The organism is Uniformispora flossi (genome assembly GCF_049534875.1).
GTDB lineage: Bacteria > Actinomycetota > Actinomycetes > Streptomycetales > Streptomycetaceae > Yinghuangia > Yinghuangia aomiensis.
Genome location: NZ_JBMULZ010000010.1, coordinates 192,729 through 212,498 on the forward strand (window position 1 = coordinate 192,729; position 19,770 = coordinate 212,498).

Here is a 19,770-nt window from a genome sequence, read left to right on the forward strand (position 1 = left end):
CATGGAACCGTTCGTCACGCACACCGGTACGGCGATGCCGCTGCGCCGCAGCAACGTCGACACCGACCAGATCATCCCGGCGCACTGGCTCAAGAAGGTCACCAAGACCGGCTTCGAGGACGGGCTGTTCGAGGCCTGGCGCAAGGACCCCGAGTTCGTCTTCAACCGGCCGGAGCGCGCGGGCTCCACGGTGCTGGTCGCCGGACCCGACTTCGGCACCGGCTCGTCGCGCGAGCACGCCGTATGGGCGCTGCAGAACTACGGCTTCAAGGCCGTCATCTCCTCGCGCTTCGCGGACATCTTCCGCGGCAACTCGCTGAAGGGCGGCCTGCTGACGGTCGTCCTCCCGCAGGAGACCGTGGACCGCCTGTGGGCGCTGACCGAGGCCGACCCGACCGTCGAGATCACCGTCGACCTCGACGCGCGGCAGGTCCGGGCCGGGGCGGGAGACGACGCCGTGGCCGCCGACTTCGAGATCGACGACTACACCCGCTGGCGGCTCATGGAGGGCCTGGACGACATCGGCCTGACCCTGCGGCACGAGGCCGACGTCACCGCTTTCGAGGCGACCCGGCCGAGTTGGCTGCCCCGGACGCAGACCGTCTGACCCCTCCCGCGGGGCCCCGTCCGGGTCCCGCGGCGCGCGGATTCCGGCCAGGTCAGGGCCAACCCTGAGGCAGGCCAACTCCCTTGCGGAAGCGGCGGAGTGCTCACGCACTCCGCCGCTTCGGGCTTTTCCGGCCGGGCGTAAGGAGGTTCCGCCGATCCGGCTCAACAGGCCCATTGTCGGATGAGCTGTCACAATCACGGTGTGGACCAACCCGCGCATCCCGACAGCCCCGACGAAGTCCGGCTATACGCCGAACTCGCCACCCGGTTGAAGGATGCCCATGCGCGGGTGCGTAAGCTCGACATACCGGACGGCGCGAAAGTGGCGCTGGTTCGCCGCCTCCTTGTCGTCACCGATGCCGCAAAACACGATCTGGCGGACGCCGCACGGCGTCTCACCAAGCTCATGGACGAGCTGGACGAGGAGTCCGCGCGGGCTGCGGACACCGCCGAGGTCTGTAATCCGTTGCGACACAAGGGTGATTCGTCCGTTCGGTAATTGCTTCAGCACAATTGGGCGCTTAGCGTGCCCAATGCCGGACTATCTGATACGGCATCGGTTTTCGAAGGGGAAGACGTGAACAAGGCTCAGCTTGTCGAGGCGGTCCAGGACCGACTGGGTGGCCGCGCGGCCGCCGCAGACGCGGTGGACGCGATCCTCGACGCCATCATCCGCGCGGTCGCGGGCGGAGACCGCGTGTCCATCACCGGGTTCGGCTCGTTCGAGAAGGTGGACCGGGCGGCCCGCTACGCCCGCAACCCGCAGACCGGCGAGCGCGTCCGGGTCAAGAAGACCGCGATCCCGCGCTTCCGCCCGGGCCAGGGCTTCAAGGACATCACCTCGGGCGCGAAGAAGCTCCCGAAGTCCGGCAGCGCGGCGGCCAAGGCCAGCCCGACCCCGCGTCCGGGAACCTCGGCGGCCAAGAAGACCGCCGCCAAGAAGTCGGCCGCGAAGAAGGCCACCACCGCCCGCAAGACCACCGCCGCGAAGACCACCGCGCCCGCGACCCGCAAGACCGCGGCCGCGAAGCCGGCGGCGAAGAAGGCGACCGTCGCCAAGAAGGCGGCCACCGCCAAGAAGACGGCGACGAAGGCCACGGCGGCCAAGAAGACCGCGGCGAAGTCCACGGCCAAGAAGACCGCCTCCAAGCGGGCGAAGTAAGCGACACCGCGGCGGCTCTGCGCCAGTCCTGACCGCAGAACCCGCCGTCTCCGGACGGCACCCCGGCCGAACTTTCCCGAGCACGGCCGGAACCGAACCGGACAGCAGCACCCCTGTCGACAGGCCGGGCCCTTCTTCCCATAGGGCCCGGCCTGTCGTCGTTGTGCGAGGGTGCCGGCGGGTAAGTCCGGCGCGGGGCCAGGGCCTCGGCTGGGCGGTGCCGCGCGCCGCAGGGCGGGGGTTGGGGCGCGTGAGGGCTGCGGTGCGGTGCGGTTCGGCGTGGGGCAAGTCCGTGGCGCGTCGGGCCGAGTGGGTGCGGGGCCGGCGCGCGCGGAGCCGCGGGCTGGGGTGCGCGGGGACCGCGGCGCAGTGCGGGTGCGGCGTGGGGTAAGTCGGGAACGGGTTGAGCCGGGTGGGTGTGGGTTGGGCCCGGGAGGCAGGGGTCGAGCGGAGGCGCATGAGGGCTGTGGCCCGGGCGAGGCGCGGCGGGGGCAAGTCCGGGGTGGGCTGGGCCGCGTAGGGGTGGGGTCGGGCAGAGGAAAAGGCACGGGCTTGGGGGAGGGGCCGGGAGCCGGTCGACTTGGGCGAGGACGTGGTTCGCGGCCGTCCGTGCGCCGGCCGCCCACGCGCCGCCGGGCTACGCGGACTTCCCGCCCACGCTGCGCTGCAGAGGGCGGCCGACGCAGGCTGCATCTCTCGCGAGGTCGGGCCGGTCGTTCGGTTGCCGTGAAGGGCAAGGGGGTTCGTGCAGTGTCCCGGGAAGCGCGGGGTGGATGGGCCGAACGGGTGGCTCCGTAGCGGCCAGTCGGTGGTCCGGGCGGGCGGGGTGCCTGCGGCCGGTGTTGGACGGCGTAGTGCTTGGCCCCGGGGCCGGTGCCTGCACGGCCTGGCGTCGTCGCCGAACTGGCAGCGGAGGGGGAGCGGTTGATGGGGCGCGTGGTGCGGCGCCGGTCGCCAACGAGCCCTGGCGGGGCGGGAATGCGGCCGTCGTGGAGTTTCCGGCGCCGTCGAGCCGGCCGAGCGCCCGCGGCGTGTCCCCTGGCCGACTACGGCGGTCGGTTACGCCATCCGGGTGGTGAAAAGCCTTTCCCCGCCCGGAGTTCGCAGGCGCGGCTTGGCCTCGGGCAGGCTGTGGCCCTGCGTGCCGGTGCCGTTCGGGGGTACCCGGGTGGGCTAACGGGGTGCGCGGTGCGCCTGCGGTCGGTGGTTCCCGTGGGAGACAAGCGACTTCCGGGGTTGGGCCGTTCGGCCCAGCGGGGGAGCCGGGTCAGACGAACGGGTCGGACATCGTCGCGATGGTCAGGAACACCGCGGCGCGCTCCGCGCCTTCGCCCTCGACCTTGAGCCGCACGCGCTGTCCAGGCCGCAGCAGCCGCAACCCCGACGCGTCGAAGGCCGACGCCGGGTACGGCAACGGCGTCCCGTCGTCGAGCAGCACGGTCCCCGAACGGGTGGCGGGGTCGAAGGTGTGCACGGTTCCCTGCATACGGCCGAGCCTACGGCCCGCGGCCCACGCCCTACCGCGCGGCGAACCAGAGCCGACGGCACGCCGCCGCTCCCGCCCCTTCAGGCCGCTCCCCGCCACACCATGCGGACTCCGGCCCCGACACCCTCAAGCCCAACCCGCGCTCTGTACCGACTCAAGCACCTCGGCGCCCCCTCGACCCCGCGCCGCCCGCAACTCCCGGACACCGCGTACGGCTCCGCCACCCCCGCCTCACCCGCGGCGCAACCCCACGGCCACCCCCAGCAGCACCCCCGCCGTGCGCGGGCCCACCCCCAACTCCGCCGCGGCGGCCAGGTCCTCGCCGGTGTCCACATCGCGCCGTACCGAGTCCACGTCCGCGAGTGCGAGTTCGTAGGCGCCGGACGCGCGGTGGCGGGCCCGGGACGCGCCGCCGAAGGCCGGCGCCAGGGGAATCCCGGGAGCGGCCGCCAGCAAGGTGGTGCCGATTCCGGCCGCGTCGGGGAGGAAGGCCCGGGGGTGGCGGGAGGCTTCGCGGAGGACGCGCGCCAGTTCGGCGGAGCGCAGTGCGGGCAGGTCGGCGGACAGCGCGGCGACCCCGGACCGCGGCCAGCGCCCCACGGCGGCTGTGGCGCCCTGTTCCAGGGCCCGGTTGAGGCCTCCCGGGGTGTCCGGGACGGTCTCGGCTCCTTCGGCCCGCACAGCGGCGCTCACGAGCGCGTCGTCCGTCACTACGAGGACGCCGTCGACTTCCGCGCACGCCAGGGCGGCGCGCACCGTGTCCGCGGCGAACGCGAGCGCAAGGCCGGTGCGGTGTTCGCCGGTCGCGGGCGCCAGCCGGGTCTTCGCGCGCGGCAGCGCCTTGACGGGCACGACGAGTCGCCATCGCATCTCCGCCTCACCCTCCCCAGCCATTCCGTACGGGTCCGGCGCAACGCCGATTTCCGACCGCTTTCCGACCGTTTTCCGTCCCCTTGGACCGCATATATGCCCGGCCGGTGCCGAATGCCGTGCGAGAGCCTCGGATCTCGTCCGAACCGCCGCGCCGACCGGGCGGGGTCCTGACGACGAGGACCTTTCTCGACATCACGACGACCCGCACGGGAAACTACGGACGTCCGCCGGGGCCCGGGGGGTAATGCCCGGGGGAGATCACCCCATGGTGTTCCCTTGTACATAATCGGCATCCGGTCAGCCAGGGCGCCGGTTGTGTGAGCAGTGACACGGCGCACCACGACTCAGGAGGCTCGCAAACAGATGGCCCGCAGAAGGATCGGCTTCTGGTACCGCGTCGTGGTCGTGGTGGTCAAACCCGTGCTCCTGCTGTTCACCAAGCGCGATTGGCGGGGCATGGAGCACATCCCGGCCGAAGGCGGCTTCGTGACCGCGGTCAACCACATCAGCTACGTCGATCCGCTCACGTACGCGCATTTCCAGTACGACTCCGGGCGTGAACCGCACTTCCTGGCCAAGGCTTCGCTCTTCAAGATCCCGGTCGTCGGCCGCATCATCACCGGTGCCGGCCAGATCCCGGTGTTCCGCGACTCCGCGGACGCCGCGCTGGCCTTCCGCGCCGCCGTGGCCGCCGTCGACAAGGGCGACTGCGTCGCGGTCTACCCCGAGGGCACGATCACCCGCGACAAGGCGCTGTGGCCGATGCAGGCCAAGACCGGTGCCGCACGCATCGCGCTGACCACCGGTGCGCCGGTCATCCCGGTCGCCCAGTGGGGCGCACACGAACTGCTGCCGCCGTACGCCAAGCGCCCCAAGCTGTTCCCGCGCAAGACCATGAAGGTGATCGCGGGCCCGCCCGTCGACCTCGACGAGTTCCGCGGCCGCGAGTTGACCTCCGAGGTCCTCCGCGGCGCGACCGACAAGATCATGGACGCGGTCACCGAACTGCTCGCCCTTCTCCGCGAAGAGCCCGTCCCGCCGCGCGAGCAGCGCCGCAAGGGCAAGGCCGCCAAGCCGAAGACGGCAGAAGCCGATGCACCCGCAACCGACGCCCCCGCAACCGAGGCGACCAAGGCCGACGACCCGCGGGCCGACAAAGCTGACAAGGTCGAGAAGGCCGAGAAGGCCGAGAAGGCTGACAAGGCCGAGAAGGTCGAGAAGGTCGACAAGGTCGACGAACCCAAGACCGACGAACCCAAGACGGATACCACCAAAGCCGACGCGACCAAGGCCGCCGACACCGAAGGCGGCGCCGCGTGACGCGCGCTGCGGTGTTCGGCACCGGCTCCTGGGGGACCGCCTTCGCGATGATCATGGCGGACGCGGGCTGCGACGTGACGCTGTGCGGCCGCCGCCCGGACGTGGTCGACGCGATCAACTCCCGCCGCGAGAACCCCGACTACCTGCCCGGCGTACGCCTCCCCGACCTGGTGACGGCCACGACCGACCCCGCGAAGGCCGCGGCGGGCGCCGACTTCGCGCTGTTCTCCGTCCCGGCCCAGGTTCTGCGGCAGAACCTCACCGCGTGGACGCCGCTGCTCGCCCCCGACGCTGTGCTCGTCAGCCTGATGAAGGGCATCGAACTCGGCACCGCCAAGCGGATGAGCGAGGTCATCGGCGAGGTGGCGGGCGTCGGCGCGGACCGCGTCGCGGTCGTCAGCGGACCCAACCTGGCCGCCGAGGTCGCCCGGCGGCTGCCCGCCGCGACGGTCGTGGCGTGTGCCGACGAGGACGTCGCGCGGCGCCTCCAGGCCGCGTGCATGACGCCGTACTTCCGCCCGTACACGAACACCGACGTGGTCGGCTGCGAACTCGGCGGCACCGTCAAGAACGTCATCGGCCTGGCCGCGGGCATCGCGGACGGCATGGAACTCGGCGACAACGCCAAGGCGTCGCTCATCACCCGCGGTCTCGCCGAGACGATGCGCCTGGGCGCCGCGATGGGCGCCGACCAGCACACCTTCGCCGGCCTCGCCGGACTGGGCGACCTGGTCGCCACCTGCTCCTCGACCCTGTCGCGGAACCACACCTTCGGCATGAACCTCGGCCGCGGCATGACCGTCGCGGAAGCCGGCGCGGCCGCCAAGCAGACCACCGAAGGCGTCAAGTCCTGCATCGCCGTGCAGGATCTCGCCCGGCGGCACCGGGTCGAGATGCCGATCGTCGACACCGTCGTGTCCATCGTGCGCGACGGCAAGGCGCCCTACGTGTGCATGCGCGAGCTCATGTCGCGCAGCGCCAAGCCCGAACGGCCGGAACGCTACGAGGGCTGACGGCGCGTCGCCCCGGCCGCCCCAGCGGTCGTACAAATGTGGCAGTAGTGTTTTGGCCACCATGAACGACGTGACCGCCACCTCCCGTGCCACCAAGCCCCGCGTCGCCGTCGTGTTCGGCGGCCGCAGCTCCGAACACGCCATCTCGTGCGTGACGGCGGGCAGCGTGCTGTCCGCGATCGACCGCGACAAGTACGACGTGCTGCCGCTCGGCATCACCCAGGACGGCCGCTGGGCGGTGGTCGCGGACGCCGCGGAACGCCTCGCGATCGGCACCGCCGGCAAGCTCCCGGACGTCACCGACGTGGCCGAGCCCGGCGGTTCCGTCGTCCTCGCCGCCGACCCGACGCAGCGCGACATCGCCGTGCTGCACACCGGCGAGGTCACCGACGTGCTCGGGGCGGTCGACGTGGTGTTCCCGCTGCTGCACGGCCCCTACGGCGAAGACGGCACCATCCAGGGCCTCCTCGAACTCGCGGGCGTGCCCTACGTCGGCTCCGGCGTGCTGGCCAGCGCGGTCAGCATGGACAAGGAGTACATGAAGCGGGTGTTCACCGGCTTCGGCCTGCCCGTCGGCCCGTACGTCACCATCCGCCCGCGCGACTGGGAGCGCGACCCGGCCGCCGCCCGCGAGTCCGTCGCGGCCCTCGGCTTCCCGGTGTTCGTCAAGCCGGCCCGCGCCGGGTCGAGCATGGGCATCACGAAGGTGCACGACCTCGACACCCTCGACGAGGCCATCGAGACCGCCCGCAAGCACGACCCCAAGGTCATCGTCGAAGGCATGCTGCACGGCCGCGAGATCGAATGCGGTGTACTGGAGGGCCCGGACGGCCCGGCGGCCAGCCTCCCCGCGGAGATCCGGGTGCGCGGCGACCACGAGTTCTACGACTTCGAGGCCAAGTACCTCGACGACGTCACCGAGACCGACGTGCCCGCCGACCTGACCGAGGCGGAGATCGCCGAGGTGCAGCAGCTCGCCGTCGCCGCGTTCGACGCGCTCAGCTGCGAAGGCATCGCCCGCGTCGACTTCTTCCTGCTGGACGACGGACGCTGGGTCATCAACGAGGTCAACACGATGCCGGGCTTCACGCCGGTGTCGATGTACCCGCAGATGTGGAAGGCCACCGGAGTCGAATACCCGGAGCTGGTCGACCGCCTCATCGGTGCGGCCCTCGCCCGGTCGAACTCGCTGCTGCGCTGAACCGGCCCGGCCGAAGCACCGGGCCCAGCGTGCGCGAGCCTCAGGAATCGTCGCCCATGGTGGCCGGCACGGTCGCCTTCACCGCGTCCGCGAACGCGGTGAGGGGGCCGGTCGGCTGGCCGTACGACGCGGGCACCGTCACCTCGACGTTCACCTCGCGGTACAGCGTCGTGAACCGGGTCCCCTTGCCCTGGCCGAGGAACGTGAACGTCCAGTTCACCCCGTTCACACCGGCGACGTTCTGTCCCGGGTCGTAGTTCGGGTTGTCCGGCCGCAGCGACACCGGCTTCGGCACCCCGCAGCGCAGCACCACCGCGGGGTCGCCCCACGCCGCGGTCAGGTCCGATTCGGGGGACGTGGCCCGCGTCCTGGCGCCCAGCACGTCGGACGGCAGCCGCGCGCTCAGCGCCCGGCACACCGTCTCGACCGAGTCCCGGACGGCGCCCGCCGGCGGCTGCGGCACCGCGACCGACACCGCGCCGTCGCCCGCGGTCAGCACCATCGCGGTGAGCGAACCCGCGGTCAGCAGTGCCGCGGCACCGATGGGCAGTCCGTACCGCAGTGCGGCCCGCGGCTCGCGGCGGCGCGGCGTGGCCTCGGCGGCGGACCCGGAACGGCGGGCCGCGGTCCCGCTGTCGGTGCGGTCGGCGCTCGCGGCGCTGTCGTCGGTGGCGGTTTTCGGCACGTCGACGATGGTAGGCACAGCACCGCGGCCGCCCCGGCACCGGGTGGGTGGGGGACGGCCGCGGACACAGGGGCGGACGGAGGCGTGGACGGCCCCCGGAATCAGCTCAGATTTACCACCGGGCAGGTCAGCGTGCGGGTGATGCCGTCCACGCGCTGGACCTGGGCGACGACCAGCCGCCCGAGTTCGTCGACGTCGGAGGCCTGCGCGCGCACGATCACGTCGTACGGCCCGGTCACGTCCTCCGCCGAGGTGATGCCTTGCAGCCCGGCGATCTGCCGGGCCACCGCCGCCGCCCGCCCGACCTCGGTCTGGATCAGGATGTATGCCTGTACCACCACGGCCTCCCGGCGCGCCAGGATTGAGGGGATCTTCTCGGAGCCACGACACCGTACCGCGCGGAGCGGTGCGGTCGAATGCCACCATTGTCGACCGCGGCGCCGTGCGCGACCACAGCGCCGAAGGAGCGGCACCCGCACCAGCACGCCGGCGCACCCCCGCGGTGCGGCGGCACCGTCGGCACCCCCGCCGGCGGCCCATCACGACGACGGAATCCTCCCGATTCCGATCGATTTCCGTAGAGGACGGGTCCATAGATGAGCGGGACGCTCGGTGATCTCGGCGAGTTCGGTCTCATCGGGGCGCTGACCGAGCGCGTGCCCCCCGGCAAGCACGTGCCGCTCGGCCCCGGCGACGACGCCGCCGTGGTGGCCGCACCCGACGGGCGTGTCGTGGCGACCACGGACCTGCTCGTCGAAGGACGGCACTTCCGCCGCGACTGGTCGACCGCCTACGACGTGGGCCGCAAAGCCGCCGCGCAGAACCTCGCCGACGTCGCCGCGATGGGCGCCCAGCCCACCGCCCTGCTCATCGGCCTGGTCGGCCCCGCCGAACTCCCGGTGGCGTGGGCGCTCGAACTGTACGACGGGCTCCGCGACGAATGCGCCGTCGTCGACGCGGGCGTGGCCGGCGGCGACGTCGTCCGCGGCCCGGCCGTGATGATCTCCGTGACCGCGCTCGGCGACCTGCAGGGCCGCGCCCCGGTCACCCGTGCCGGGGCCCGGCCCGGCGACCTGGTCGCGGTGGCCGGCTGGCTCGGCTGGTCCGCCGCCGGGCTCGCCATACTCGGCCACGGCCACCGCAACCCGCGGGCGTTCGTCGAAGCCCACCGGCGCCCCGAACCGCCGTACGACGCCGGCCCGGCCGCCGCCCGGCTCGGCGCCACCGCGATGCTCGACATCAGCGACGGACTGATCGCCGACCTCGGACACCTGGCGCGGGCGTCGCAGGTCCGCGTCGACCTGGTCAGTGACCTGTTCGACGTCCCCGCGCAGATGCGCGACGTCGCCCGCGCGTTGGGCGTCGACCCGCTGAACTGGGTGCTGACCGGGGGAGAAGACCACGCTTTGGTGGCGACGTTCCCGCCCGGCACCGCACTCAGCGCGCGCTGGCGGGTCATCGGCCGTGTCCACCCCGGCGACGGCGTCACGGTCGACGGCGCCGAATGGGCGGGCACCGGGGGATGGGACCACTTCGGCGGCTGAACCGGCCGCGCCGACGGGTTCGCGGGCGACCGGTCGGCCCCGCCCCGCAGCCCGCCGACCTGGGGTTCTACGCTGATCGCATGGTGCAGATTCCCGCCCGCGTGCTCACGATCGCCGGATCCGACTCCGGCGGCGGCGCCGGCATCCAGGCCGACCTCAAGACCATGCTCGCCCTCGGCGTCCACGGCATGAGCGTCGTCGCCGCGGTCACCGCGCAGAACTCGCTGGGCGTGCAGGGCTACTGGGAACTGCCCGCGGAGGCGGTCGCCGCGCAATTCCGCAGCGTCGTCGACGACATCGGCGTCCAGGCGGTCAAGACCGGCATGCTCGCGTCGCCCGTCCTCGTGGAGACCGTCGCCGGACTCCTCGCGCCGCTGCCCGCACCCGTCGTCGTCGACCCGGTGTCGGTGTCCAAGCACGGCGACCCGCTGCTCGCCGAGGAAGCCCTGGACGCGGTCCGCACCAAGCTCCTCCCCACCGCGACGGTCGTCACCCCGAACCTGTTCGAGGTGCGCCAGCTCACCGGCGTCGAGGTCCGCGGGCCGCAGGACATGCGCGCCGCCGCGGAAGCCGTCCTCGCATACGGGCCGGCCTGGGTGCTGGTCAAGGGCGGCCACCTCGAAGGCGAAGCCGCCGACCTGCTGTTCGACGGCACCCGCGAGCACTGGTTCCGCAGCGAGCGCTACGACAACCGGCACACCCACGGCACCGGCTGCACCCTCGCCAGCGCCATCGCCTCGCACCTCGCGCTCGGCCGCGACGTGCCGCGCGCCGTCGCCGCCGCCAAGGACTACGTCACCGGCGCCATCCGGCAGGGCTTCCCGCTCGGCGCCGGAATCGGCCCGGTCGACCACGGGTGGCGCTTCCGCGGCTGACCCGCGCCGCGGGCGTGGTCGCGGAGAACCGGACCACGCCCGGGAAGCACCCCGAGGGAACAAGCAGGAGGAGCGGTCCACGCGCACCATGTCCCCGGAAAACACCGACGGCCGGACCACCCGAAGGTGGCCCGGCCGTGGAAAACCGGTGTTAGCGGGTGACCTTGCCCGCCTTGATGCACGAGGTGCAGGCGTTCAGGCGCTTCGGCGTGCCGCCCACAACCGCGCGGACCGTCTGGATGTTCGGGTTCCAGCGACGGCGGGTGCGGCGGTGCGAGTGCGAGATGTTGTTGCCGAAACCCGGCCCCTTGCCGCAGACGTCGCAGTTGGCAGCCACGGGAGACACTCCAAAGACGAATAAGGATTGCGCGTACGTTCACGTGCCGGCAGGTGCCAGGCAACCGAGGAAGAGTAACCGACGAGCGGGTGGGGATGCCAATCCGCGTGCGGACGCAGAAATACGCCGCACTCGTCACGCTTCACCATCAGACTAGCGCATCGCCCACCGCCCCCTCCGGCGGGTCGGCGAGCACCACGGCGCCCCGCTCACTGCCGCATCCCGCCCGCGGTCCGGCAGATACGCTGCACACGCCGCGAGCGACGGGCGGACGCGGGCCGGGAACGAGGAGATGACCGAGGTGGGCGTGCTGGGAGAGCTGGACGCTCCGGCGGTCCGCCGCTGGTGCCGGGCCGGGCTGCACCAGCTCGGCCGCGCCCGCGAGGAGATCGACGCACTCAACGTCTATCCGGTCCCGGACGGCGACACCGGCACCAACCTCTTCCTCACCCTGGAAGCCGCGAGCGCCGAAGTCGAGGAACTCTTCGGCGACCACCGCCCGGACGCCGCCGCGCCCGGCCTCCCGGAGACCATCCGCGCCCTCGCGCACGGCGCGCTCATGGGCGCCCGCGGCAACTCCGGCGTCATCCTCAGCCAGCTCCTCCGCGGCATGGCCGACCAGGTCGAGGCCGAATACCGCGCCGCCCTCGCCGACGACAACCCGCGCGCCAGCGGCGCCGTCCTCGGCCGCGCCCTGCGCCGCGCCGCCGACGAGGCCTACGAAGCCGTCGCCCGACCCGTCGAAGGCACCATGCTCACCGTCGCCCGCGCCGCCGCGGAAGGCGCCGAACGCGCCTCCGCCGCCGCGGGCGACATCACCGCCGTCGTCCGCGGCGCCGCCGAAGCCGCCCGCGCCGCCCTCGTCCGCACCCCCGAACAACTCGACGTGCTGCGCCGGGCCGGCGTCGTCGACGCGGGCGGACGCGGCCTGTGCGTCCTGTTCGACGCCCTGGTGTCCGTGGTCACCGGCGAACGCCCGCCGCGCAGCCCGCACGTCCCCGTCCCGCTGCGCCCGGAGACCGACACGGTGCTGTGCGCGGACACCGAGCCCGCGCCCGGCTTCGAGGTCATCTACCTCCTCGACGCTCCCGACGACGCCGTTCCCGCGCTGCGCGACCGGCTCGACCGGCTCGGCGACTCCCTCGTCGTGGTCGGCGGCGAAGGCCTGTGGAACGTCCACGTGCACGTCGACGACGCGGGCGCCGCCGTCGAGGCCGGCATCGAAGCGGGCCGCCCGCACCGCATCCGCATCACCCACCTCGCGGTGTCCCCGGCCGTCGTCGGACACCAGCACATGCTCGCCGTCACCGGACGCGCCATCGTCGCCGTCGTGCAGGGCGAAGGCCTTGCGACGCTGTTCACCCAGGCCGGCGCGCACGTCGTGGAGGCCGGGCCGGGACGGGCGCCGTCCACCGGCACCCTCGTCGACGCCATCCGCGCCACCGCGGCCCGCGAAGTCGTCCTGCTGCCCAACGACCCCGACGGGCACGCCGTCGCCGCGGTCGCGGCCGAGCAGGCGGCATATGCGTACGGCATCCGCGTCCAGGTCGTGCCCACCAAGGCCGCCGTGCAGGGCATCGCCGCGCTCGCCGTCCACGAACCCGGCCGCCGCTTCGACCAGGACGTCGTCGGCATGACCTCCGCGGCCGGCGCCACCCGCTACGGCGCCCTCACCACCGCCACCCGGGAAGCCTGGACCATGGCCGGCGTCTGCCAGGCCGGCGACATCCTCGGCATCATCGACGGCGACATCGCCGTCATCGGCCGCGACCTGGCCGCCACCGCCCGCACCGTCCTCGACCGGATGCTCGCCGGCGGCGGCGAACTCGTCACCCTCGTCACCGGCGCCCACCTCGACCCGCGGCTCGCCGACACCCTCCTCGTCGGCGCCCGGCAGGGACGGCCGGAGGTCGACGCGGTCGTGTACGACGGCGGCCAGTCGGTGTATCCGCTGCTCATCGGGGTCGAATAGCTTTCCGCCGGCTTTCCGCGGCATCCCCCGACCGAGCGGCCCCGCCGCGCCTTGCCCGCGGCTGTCCGGGCCGCCCGGTAACGTCGCGAGCAGCCCTCCGTCGTCCGCCAGGGAGCCTCCGCCGCCATGTCCCGCCTCGATGAACCGCTGGCCAAACTGGTCGGGGACCGGACCGCGAAGGTGCTCGCCAAGTCCCTCGACCTCGCCACCCTCGGCGACCTGCTGCGGCACTACCCGCGCCGGTACGCGGAACGCGGCCGTCTGACCGAGCTGTCGCGCCTGGAAGTCGACGAGCACATCACCGTCATGGCGGAGATCGCCAAGGTCACCAACCGCCAGTTCCGGAACCGCCGCGGCAACCTCCTCGAAGTCGTCGTCACCGACGGCCGCGGACAGCTCAAACTCACCTTCTTCAACCAGGCCTGGCGCGAACGCGAACTCCGCCCCGGGCTCCGCGGCCTCTTCGCCGGAAAGGTCGCCCGCTTCCGCGACGAGCTCCAACTCAACCAGCCCGACTACCAGTTGATGAACGCCGAGGAGGACGACGGCACCGCGGAACTCTTCGCCGGAGCCCTCATCCCGGTCTACCCGGCCGCCGCGTCGATGCCGTCCTGGAAGATCGCCCAATGCGTCCGCGTCGCCCTCGACACCCTCGGCGAGGTCGGCGACCCACTCCCACCCGAACTGCTCGCCAAACGCGGCATGCCCGGCCTGCGCCAAGCCCTCGACTGGATCCACAAGCCGAACACCTGGGCCGAAGTCGAAGCCGCCCGCGACCGCCTCAAGTGGGACGAAGCCTTCGTCCTCCAAATCGCCCTCGCCCAACGCCGCCAGGCCGCCCGCACCCAGACCGCCGTCCCCCGCACCGCCCGCCCCGGCGGCATCCTCGACGCCTTCGACGCCCGCCTCCCCTTCACCCTCACCGACGGCCAGGTGGAGGTAGGCGAACAACTGGAGGCCGATCTCGCCGCCGAACACCCCATGCACCGGCTCCTGCAGGGAGAGGTGGGCGCCGGCAAGACGCTCATCGCCCTCCGGGCCATGCTCACCGTCGTCGACGCCGGAGGGCAGGCCGCGATGCTGGCGCCCACCGAAGTGCTGGCGCAGCAGCACCACCGGTCGATCGTGGAGATGCTCGGGCCGTTGGCCGAGGGGCCCGGGGTGCTGGGCGGGTCGGAGACGGGGACCAAGATCGCGCTGCTCACCGGGTCGATGGGGACGCCCGCGCGGCGGCAGACGCTGCTGGACCTGGTGACCGGCGAAGCCGGGATCGTCATCGGGACGCACGCGCTCATCGAGGACAAGGTGAAGTTCCACGACCTCGGGCTGGTCGTCGTCGACGAGCAGCACCGGTTCGGGGTTGAGCAGCGCGACGCACTGCGGGGCAAGGCGGAACGCCCGCCGCACCTGCTGGTCATGACGGCGACGCCGATTCCGCGCACCGTCGCGATGACGGTGTTCGGCGACCTGGAGACCTCGGTACTCGCACAGCTGCCCTCCGGGCGGTCGCCGATCGCGACGCACGTGGTGCCCGCGGTGGAGAAGCCGAACTTCTTCGACCGGGCGTGGGAGCGGGTCCGCGAGGAAGTGGGGAAGGGGCACCAGGCCTACGTGGTCTGCCCGCGCATCGGGGACGACCTCGACGACCCCAAGGCGAAGAAGAAGGCTGCGAACGACAAGAAGGCTGCGAACGCCCAGAAGGCCAAGAAGGCCACGAAGAACGCCGCCGACGACCTGCCGCCCGAGGCGTACCTCGACGACCCGGACGACATCGGCGCCGACGGCGACGACGGGGGAGCGGCCGAGAAGCGGCCCCCGCTCGCCGTGCTCGACGTCGCCAAGGCCCTGGAAACCGGGCCGCTCAAGGGCCTCCGCGTCGGCATCCTGCACGGCCGCCTCACGCCCGACGCCAAAGACGACATCATGCGGCGGTTCTCCGTCGGCGAAGTCGACGTGCTCGTCGCCACGACCGTCATCGAGGTCGGCGTCAACGTCCCCAACGCCACCGTCATGGTGATCATGGACGCGGAACGCTTCGGCGTCTCCCAGCTCCACCAGCTCCGCGGCCGCGTCGGCCGCGGCAGCGCCCCCGGACTCTGCCTCCTCGTCACCGACATGCCGAGCGCCACCAGCGCCCGCGAACGCCTCGACGCGGTCGCCGCGACCCTCGACGGCTTCGAGCTGTCCCGCATCGACCTCGAGCAGCGGCGCGAAGGCGACGTCCTCGGCGACGCCCAGTCCGGCAGCCGCTCCTCGCTGCGAATGCTGGCCGTCGTCCGCGACGAGGACGTCATCGTCGCGGCCCGCGAGGAAGCCGCCGAGATCATCGCCGCCGACCCGCAGCTCACCCGGCATCCGGAACTCCGCAGCGCCCTCGGCAGCCTGTTGGACGAGGAACAGGCGGAGTACCTGGACAAGGGGTGAGCCACGGGGTGCGTTCGTGCGAGCAGGGGCGCGCGGCGGTCAGGTCGACGCCGGGGGAGAGCGCGACGATGCGGGCACCCAGCCGGGGCACGGGGGGCGCTCCGGCTGGAAAGCGTCAACCCTCGCTGTCGGCCTCTGTGTCCACCCCGGGTTCGTGGGAGTCGAGGGTGGGGCGCGGCTGCCGGGCAGGCTCGCGTCGAGGGCGCGACAGCACGACGTGCGGAGCGCGGCTCGGGCGTGGGGCGCGCTGTGCGGGAGCCGTCGGCCCCTGCCGAGTCCGTCCGTCGCGTCGCTTCGTCCGCGTCCGGCCCTCACGTCGGCCCCGCGTCCGGCGTCCGGTGGCGGTGCGGTGGCGCGCTAGCGTTGGCCGCATGTTCTCCGCGACCCCCGCCCCGAAGGCCTGCCGATGACGCGCGTGATCGGCGGCGCCGCCGGCGGGCGGCGGCTGTCCGTGCCGCCGGGCGACGGCACCCGCCCCACCTCCGACCGGGCCCGCGAAGGGCTGTTCTCCACGCTCGTGTCGTTGCGCCGGACCTTCCACGGGGCGCGGGTCCTCGACCTGTTCGCCGGATCCGGCGCCGTCGGCCTGGAAGCGCTGTCCCGCGGCGCCGCGCACACCCTGCTCGTCGAAGCCGACCCGGCGGCGGCCAAAGCGGTCCGCGCGAACATCGCCGCCGTCAAGCTGCCCGGCGCCGAACTGCGAGCGGCCCGTGCCGAGCGGATGGCGGCCGAACCGGCCCCCGGGGAGCCGTACGACATCGTCTTCCTCGACCCGCCCTACGCCCTCCCCGCCGCCGACGTGGCCGACCTGCTGACCGAACTCGCCGCGCACGGCTGGCTGGCGGACGACGCCCTCGTCGTCGTCGAGCGCGCCACCCGCGACGCGGCGTTCGCCTGGCCCGCCGGATTCGCCGAGATCAGATCCCGCCGCTACGGCGAAGCGACGCTCTGGTACGGTCGCGCCGCGCGCGCCTAACCGCGCCCGCGGCACCTGCGGCACCAGCGATCGAGGGGAAGTAACCCGTGCGCCGAGTCGTCTGTCCCGGGTCGTTCGACCCGGTCACCAACGGGCATCTGGACATCATCGGCCGCGCGTCGACGCTGTACGACGAGGTGTACGTCGCCATCGGCTTCAACCGCAACAAGCGTTCGGGCCTGTTCACCATCGAAGAGCGCATCGAGATGCTCGAAGAGGTCACCGCCCAGTACGGCAACGTCAAGGTCGAGGCGTTCGAAGGCCTCCTGGTCGACTTCTGCCGGACGCACGGCATCCCCGCCATCATCAAGGGCCTTCGCGCGGTCACCGACTTCGACTACGAGTTGCAGATGGCCCAGATGAACTACGGTCTTACCGAGGTCGAGACGCTGTTCGTGGCGACCAACCCGCTGTACAGCTTCCTGTCGTCCAGCCTCATCAAAGAGGTGGCGACGTACGGCGGCGACGTCTCCGGGCTCGTCCCGCCCACCGTGCTCCGGCGACTTACCGATCGGTTGGCCGACAACTAGCCGACCCCGGACACGGTTTCTGCTCGTACGCTGTGGTGTCGGACCGGCACCAGGAGAGAGAGCAACGCCCGTGGACGTGCAGCCCAAGCTCGACGAGCTGATTGCGCTGGTCGAGAGCGCCCGTTCGATGCCGATGTCGGCGTCGTGTGTGGTCAACCGGGCCGAGGTCATCGCCCGCCTCGACGAGGTGAAGAGTCTCCTGCCGGCGGAAATGGACCAGGCCCGGCGCATCCTCAGCGACCGCGACGCGGTCCTGGAGGAGAGCCGCCGGGAAGCCGAGCGCCTGGTCGCCGGCGCGCAGGAGGAACGCGGCGCGCTGATCGCCGACACCGACGTGGCCCGCGAGGCCTACGCCGAGGCCGAGCGCATCCTCACCGCCGCCCGCCTGGAAGCCGAGCGCATCCGCGGCGAAGCGGACGACTACGTCGACCAGAAGCTCGCCAACTTCGAGGTCGTGCTCACCAAGACACTGTCCGCCGTCGGACGCGGCCGCGACAAGATGCGCGGCCGCAAGGCGATCGACGACCTCGGCGAGTACCTGAAGGCCCAGGACGAGGCCGAGGGCACCGGCGAGCACCGGGTCGGCAGCCTCGCCGCGCGCCTCGACGGCGGCGACGACGCCCCGTTCCTCGGCCAGGCTCCGCCGCAGCCCCAGCAGGCGCCCCAGGCCCCGTCGCTGCCCGCCCAGCAGGGCTTCCCCGAGCCGCAGCCGCAGTACGCGCAGACCGGCGGCCCCCAGCAGGGCGGCTACTACGAGAGCGGCGCCTACCCCGCGGTGCAGTCCGGCTACGAGCAGGGCGGCTACGAGTCCGGCGGCTACGAGGTCCCGCAGTACCAGCAGCCGCAGTACCCGGGCGGCCAGCCCGGCGCCGTCCCCCAGCAGGGCGGGCACGTCCAGCAGCGGTACGATGCGGCACTCGACGAGACCAGTTTCTTCGACACCAGCCTCATCGACGTGCGCCAGTTCCAGCAGGACGGCCGCCAAGGCGGCTGACCCCCGGACCCCGCTTGACCCGTTTGGGGGGTTGGGCGGCACGTGCGATAGGCTTGTGGACCGGCCCTGCTCGGGATGCCCGTTGTGGCGACCCCGGGGCCGGCAATCATGACCGCCGCACCTCCTTCGTTCCCGGGGGAGGTGGACTCGCATGAGGCAGGACGCTCTGGAACGCTTGGACCCCCGCAACCCGCTCGTCGTGGACACACGCGAGCTGGGCCGTCGGCCTGGGTCGATGCGCAAGTCGTCCCGCGAAGTGCCGGCGCCGGCGGACATGAAGATCGAGGTGATCGGCGTCCCCGAGGGCTCTCCGGTCGAGCTGGACTTCCGGCTCGAATCGGTGATCGACGGGGTGCTGATCACGGGCGTGGCCGAGATGGACTTGGCCGGTGAGTGCGTCCGGTGCCTGGACCCCGTGGAGCAGCAGCTCCGCGTGGACTTCCAGGAGCTGTACGTCTACCCGGACGAGGACGCCGAGGAAGACGCCCCCCGGCTCTCCGGCGACATGTTCGACCTGGAGCCGGTGCTGCGTGACGCGGTGGTGCTCGCACTGCCGCTCACCCCGGTGTGCAACGACGACTGCGCCGGACTGTGCCTCGAATGCGGGGCACGGCTCGACGACAACCCCGGTCACGCGCACGAATCCGCCGACCCCCGGTGGGCGGCTTTGCAGGGCCTCTTCGACGGATCGACCGCCGAAGCCGACGACACTGGCGCGTCTCGCGCCGATGAGAACCAGGAGAAGTAGCCGTGGCTGTTCCGAAGCGGAAGATGTCGCGCAGCAACACCCGCCACCGCCGCAGCCAGTGGAAGGCCGTCGCCCCCAACCTGGTGACCTGCGAGAGCTGCCGTCAGCCGAAGCTGGCCCACATTGCCTGCCCGACCTGCGGCACCTACAACCGCCGCCAGGTCCTCGAGGTCTGAACCCCGGGCAGGTCATCCCGGTGACGGACTCGATCGCGCAGTACGCGGATCTGGAAGGGCGGCTCGGCTGGACAGTCGACGCCGCCCTTCTGGAGCGCGCACTCACACACCGTTCGTATGCGTACGAACACGGTGGCCTTCCCACCAACGAGCGCCTGGAATTCCTGGGCGACTCGGTGCTTGGGCTTGTCGTCACCGACACGCTGTACCGTGCGCACCCCGAGCTGCCCGAAGGGCAGCTCGCCAAGTTGCGTGCTGCCGTGGTCAATTCGCGCGCCCTCGCGGGCGTCGGACGCAAGCTCGACCTGGGCCGGTTCATCCGCCTGGGCCGTGGCGAGCAGGGCACCGGGGGACGCGACAAGTCCTCGATCCTCGCCGACACGCTCGAAGCGATCATCGGCGCGGTCTACCTCGACCAGGGCCTGGACGCCGCGTCCGAACTCGTACACCGGCTGTTCGACCCGCTCATCGAGGCGTCCGCAGGTCTCGGCGCGGGCCTGGACTGGAAGACCAGCCTCCAGGAACTCACCGCCGCGACCGGCATCGGCGTCCCCGAGTACGTGGTCTCCGAGACCGGACCCGACCACGAGAAGACCTTCACCGCGCTCGCCCGCGTCGGCGGCGTGGACTACGGCACCGGCGTGGGCCGCAGTAAGAAGGAAGCCGAACAGCAGGCCGCGGAGAGCGCCTGGCGTGCCATCCGCGCGCAGTTCGGCGACGGTTCGGCACCCGTCGACGGAGCACCCGCCGCACCCGCCAAGACCGGCGGCAAGGCACGGGCGAAGTCCGCGGAACCCAGGCCGTCCGACACGGGATCGTCCACCGGTACGCCGGTGACTTCCTGA

21 protein-coding genes are annotated in these 19,770 nt (G+C 72.4%); 16 read left to right on the forward strand and 5 right to left on the reverse strand.

Going from position 1 to position 19,770, the window contains the following annotated elements:
- The first annotated feature begins 1 nt into the window (after window position 1).
- From leuD to ACPA54_RS22675, 3 genes are all read left to right on the forward strand, one after another.
- Window positions 2-607, forward strand: coding sequence for a 3-isopropylmalate dehydratase small subunit (gene leuD / locus ACPA54_RS22665; RefSeq protein ID WP_423532533.1), 606 nt, complete (start codon window positions 2-4; stop codon window positions 605-607).
- A gap of 183 nt (window positions 608-790) precedes the next feature.
- Window positions 791-1,108: an SCO5555 family protein gene (locus tag ACPA54_RS22670; RefSeq protein ID WP_345673244.1), complete on the forward strand. Its 318-nt coding sequence runs from the start codon at window positions 791-793 to the stop codon at window positions 1,106-1,108.
- Window positions 1,109-1,186: 78 nt separating this feature from the next.
- Window positions 1,187-1,771 carry an HU family DNA-binding protein gene (locus tag ACPA54_RS22675; RefSeq protein WP_345673245.1) on the forward strand — a complete coding sequence of 195 codons (585 nt, stop codon included), beginning with the start codon at window positions 1,187-1,189 and terminating at the stop codon, window positions 1,769-1,771.
- Between the two features lie 1,267 nt (window positions 1,772-3,038).
- On the opposite strand, the gene ACPA54_RS22680 is transcribed toward ACPA54_RS22675, so the two are convergent.
- Together ACPA54_RS22680 and cofC are read right to left on the reverse strand one after the other, a co-directional pair.
- Window positions 3,039-3,257, reverse strand: a complete 219-nt coding sequence (locus ACPA54_RS22680; protein ID WP_345673246.1) for a cold-shock protein — start codon at window positions 3,255-3,257, stop codon at window positions 3,039-3,041.
- Window positions 3,258-3,488: 231 nt separating this feature from the next.
- A complete protein-coding gene (cofC, locus tag ACPA54_RS22685) occupies window positions 3,489-4,127 on the reverse strand; it encodes a 2-phospho-L-lactate guanylyltransferase (protein WP_423532536.1) in 639 nt (212 codons plus the stop codon).
- A gap of 366 nt (window positions 4,128-4,493) precedes the next feature.
- Here cofC and ACPA54_RS22690 point away from each other — a divergent pair, with 366 nt between their 5' ends.
- From ACPA54_RS22690 to ACPA54_RS22700, 3 genes are all read left to right on the forward strand, one after another.
- Window positions 4,494-5,450 carry a lysophospholipid acyltransferase family protein gene (locus ACPA54_RS22690; RefSeq protein ID WP_423532538.1) on the forward strand — a complete coding sequence of 319 codons (957 nt, stop codon included), beginning with the start codon at window positions 4,494-4,496 and terminating at the stop codon, window positions 5,448-5,450.
- Complete coding sequence (locus ACPA54_RS22695; RefSeq protein ID WP_423532540.1) at window positions 5,447-6,463, forward strand: NAD(P)H-dependent glycerol-3-phosphate dehydrogenase; 1,017 nt, start codon at window positions 5,447-5,449, stop codon at window positions 6,461-6,463. Before ACPA54_RS22690 ends, ACPA54_RS22695 begins: the two co-directional genes overlap by 4 nt.
- A 61-nt stretch (window positions 6,464-6,524) precedes the next feature.
- Window positions 6,525-7,664 carry a D-alanine--D-alanine ligase family protein gene (locus ACPA54_RS22700; protein WP_423532542.1) on the forward strand — a complete coding sequence of 380 codons (1,140 nt, stop codon included), beginning with the start codon at window positions 6,525-6,527 and terminating at the stop codon, window positions 7,662-7,664.
- A 40-nt stretch (window positions 7,665-7,704) separates the two neighbouring features.
- Here ACPA54_RS22700 and ACPA54_RS22705 read toward each other — a convergent pair whose 3' ends face one another.
- Both ACPA54_RS22705 and ACPA54_RS22710 read right to left on the reverse strand, forming a co-directional pair.
- Complete coding sequence (locus ACPA54_RS22705; RefSeq protein WP_423532544.1) at window positions 7,705-8,349, reverse strand: DUF3515 domain-containing protein; 645 nt, start codon at window positions 8,347-8,349, stop codon at window positions 7,705-7,707.
- A gap of 101 nt (window positions 8,350-8,450) precedes the next feature.
- A complete protein-coding gene (locus ACPA54_RS22710) occupies window positions 8,451-8,687 on the reverse strand; it encodes an Lrp/AsnC family transcriptional regulator (protein ID WP_345673536.1) in 237 nt (78 codons plus the stop codon).
- A 258-nt stretch (window positions 8,688-8,945) separates the two neighbouring features.
- Here ACPA54_RS22710 and ACPA54_RS22715 point away from each other — a divergent pair, with 258 nt between their 5' ends.
- Both ACPA54_RS22715 and thiD read left to right on the forward strand, forming a co-directional pair.
- On the forward strand, window positions 8,946-9,893 hold the full coding sequence (locus ACPA54_RS22715) for a thiamine-phosphate kinase (RefSeq protein WP_423532546.1): 948 nt from the start codon (window positions 8,946-8,948) through the stop codon (window positions 9,891-9,893).
- 80 nt (window positions 9,894-9,973) lie between these two features.
- A complete protein-coding gene (thiD, locus tag ACPA54_RS22720) occupies window positions 9,974-10,768 on the forward strand; it encodes a bifunctional hydroxymethylpyrimidine kinase/phosphomethylpyrimidine kinase (protein WP_423532548.1) in 795 nt (264 codons plus the stop codon).
- A 151-nt stretch (window positions 10,769-10,919) separates the two neighbouring features.
- Here the strand turns inward: thiD and rpmB are convergent, their stop codons facing one another.
- Complete coding sequence (gene rpmB, locus ACPA54_RS22725) at window positions 10,920-11,114, reverse strand: 50S ribosomal protein L28 (protein WP_425584759.1); 195 nt, start codon at window positions 11,112-11,114, stop codon at window positions 10,920-10,922.
- Window positions 11,115-11,397: 283 nt separating this feature from the next.
- On the opposite strand from rpmB, the gene ACPA54_RS22730 reads away from it, so the two are divergent.
- The 8 genes from ACPA54_RS22730 to rnc all read left to right on the forward strand — a co-directional run bounded on the left by ACPA54_RS22730 (window position 11,398) and on the right by rnc (window position 19,770).
- Window positions 11,398-13,077 carry a DAK2 domain-containing protein gene (locus ACPA54_RS22730; protein WP_423532550.1) on the forward strand — a complete coding sequence of 560 codons (1,680 nt, stop codon included), beginning with the start codon at window positions 11,398-11,400 and terminating at the stop codon, window positions 13,075-13,077.
- A 126-nt stretch (window positions 13,078-13,203) separates the two neighbouring features.
- A complete protein-coding gene (gene recG / locus ACPA54_RS22735) occupies window positions 13,204-15,501 on the forward strand; it encodes an ATP-dependent DNA helicase RecG (RefSeq protein WP_423532552.1) in 2,298 nt (765 codons plus the stop codon).
- 406 nt (window positions 15,502-15,907) lie between these two features.
- Entirely contained in the window at window positions 15,908-16,477 is a 570-nt protein-coding gene (gene rsmD / locus ACPA54_RS22740) for a 16S rRNA (guanine(966)-N(2))-methyltransferase RsmD (protein WP_423532554.1), read from the forward strand.
- 47 nt (window positions 16,478-16,524) lie between these two features.
- Entirely contained in the window at window positions 16,525-17,007 is a 483-nt protein-coding gene (gene coaD, locus ACPA54_RS22745; RefSeq protein WP_345673258.1) for a pantetheine-phosphate adenylyltransferase, read from the forward strand.
- A gap of 70 nt (window positions 17,008-17,077) precedes the next feature.
- On the forward strand, window positions 17,078-18,001 hold the full coding sequence (locus ACPA54_RS22750; RefSeq protein WP_345673259.1) for an ATP synthase subunit B family protein: 924 nt from the start codon (window positions 17,078-17,080) through the stop codon (window positions 17,999-18,001).
- Window positions 18,002-18,152: 151 nt separating this feature from the next.
- Window positions 18,153-18,749: a YceD family protein gene (locus ACPA54_RS22755; protein ID WP_423532557.1), complete on the forward strand. Its 597-nt coding sequence runs from the start codon at window positions 18,153-18,155 to the stop codon at window positions 18,747-18,749.
- Between the two features lie 2 nt (window positions 18,750-18,751).
- Window positions 18,752-18,925 carry a 50S ribosomal protein L32 gene (rpmF, locus tag ACPA54_RS22760; RefSeq protein WP_281472365.1) on the forward strand — a complete coding sequence of 58 codons (174 nt, stop codon included), beginning with the start codon at window positions 18,752-18,754 and terminating at the stop codon, window positions 18,923-18,925.
- Window positions 18,926-18,945: 20 nt separating this feature from the next.
- On the forward strand, window positions 18,946-19,770 hold the full coding sequence (gene rnc / locus ACPA54_RS22765) for a ribonuclease III (RefSeq protein ID WP_423532559.1): 825 nt from the start codon (window positions 18,946-18,948) through the stop codon (window positions 19,768-19,770).

Coding starts and splice junctions, on each gene's coding strand:
- leuD (WP_423532533.1), top strand. CDS start 2: ATGGAACCGTTCGTCACGCACACCGGTACGGCGATGCCGCTGCGCCGC.
- ACPA54_RS22670 (WP_345673244.1), top strand. CDS start 791: ATGAGCTGTCACAATCACGGTGTGGACCAACCCGCGCATCCCGACAGC.
- ACPA54_RS22680 (WP_345673246.1), bottom strand. CDS start 3,257: ATGCAGGGAACCGTGCACACCTTCGACCCCGCCACCCGTTCGGGGACC.
- cofC (WP_423532536.1), bottom strand. CDS start 4,127: ATGCGATGGCGACTCGTCGTGCCCGTCAAGGCGCTGCCGCGCGCGAAG.
- ACPA54_RS22690 (WP_423532538.1), top strand. CDS start 4,494: ATGGCCCGCAGAAGGATCGGCTTCTGGTACCGCGTCGTGGTCGTGGTG.
- ACPA54_RS22700 (WP_423532542.1), top strand. CDS start 6,525: ATGAACGACGTGACCGCCACCTCCCGTGCCACCAAGCCCCGCGTCGCC.
- ACPA54_RS22715 (WP_423532546.1), top strand. CDS start 8,946: ATGAGCGGGACGCTCGGTGATCTCGGCGAGTTCGGTCTCATCGGGGCG.
- thiD (WP_423532548.1), top strand. CDS start 9,974: ATGGTGCAGATTCCCGCCCGCGTGCTCACGATCGCCGGATCCGACTCC.
- ACPA54_RS22730 (WP_423532550.1), top strand. CDS start 11,398: ATGACCGAGGTGGGCGTGCTGGGAGAGCTGGACGCTCCGGCGGTCCGC.
- recG (WP_423532552.1), top strand. CDS start 13,204: ATGTCCCGCCTCGATGAACCGCTGGCCAAACTGGTCGGGGACCGGACC.
- rsmD (WP_423532554.1), top strand. CDS start 15,908: ATGACGCGCGTGATCGGCGGCGCCGCCGGCGGGCGGCGGCTGTCCGTG.
- ACPA54_RS22755 (WP_423532557.1), top strand. CDS start 18,153: ATGAGGCAGGACGCTCTGGAACGCTTGGACCCCCGCAACCCGCTCGTC.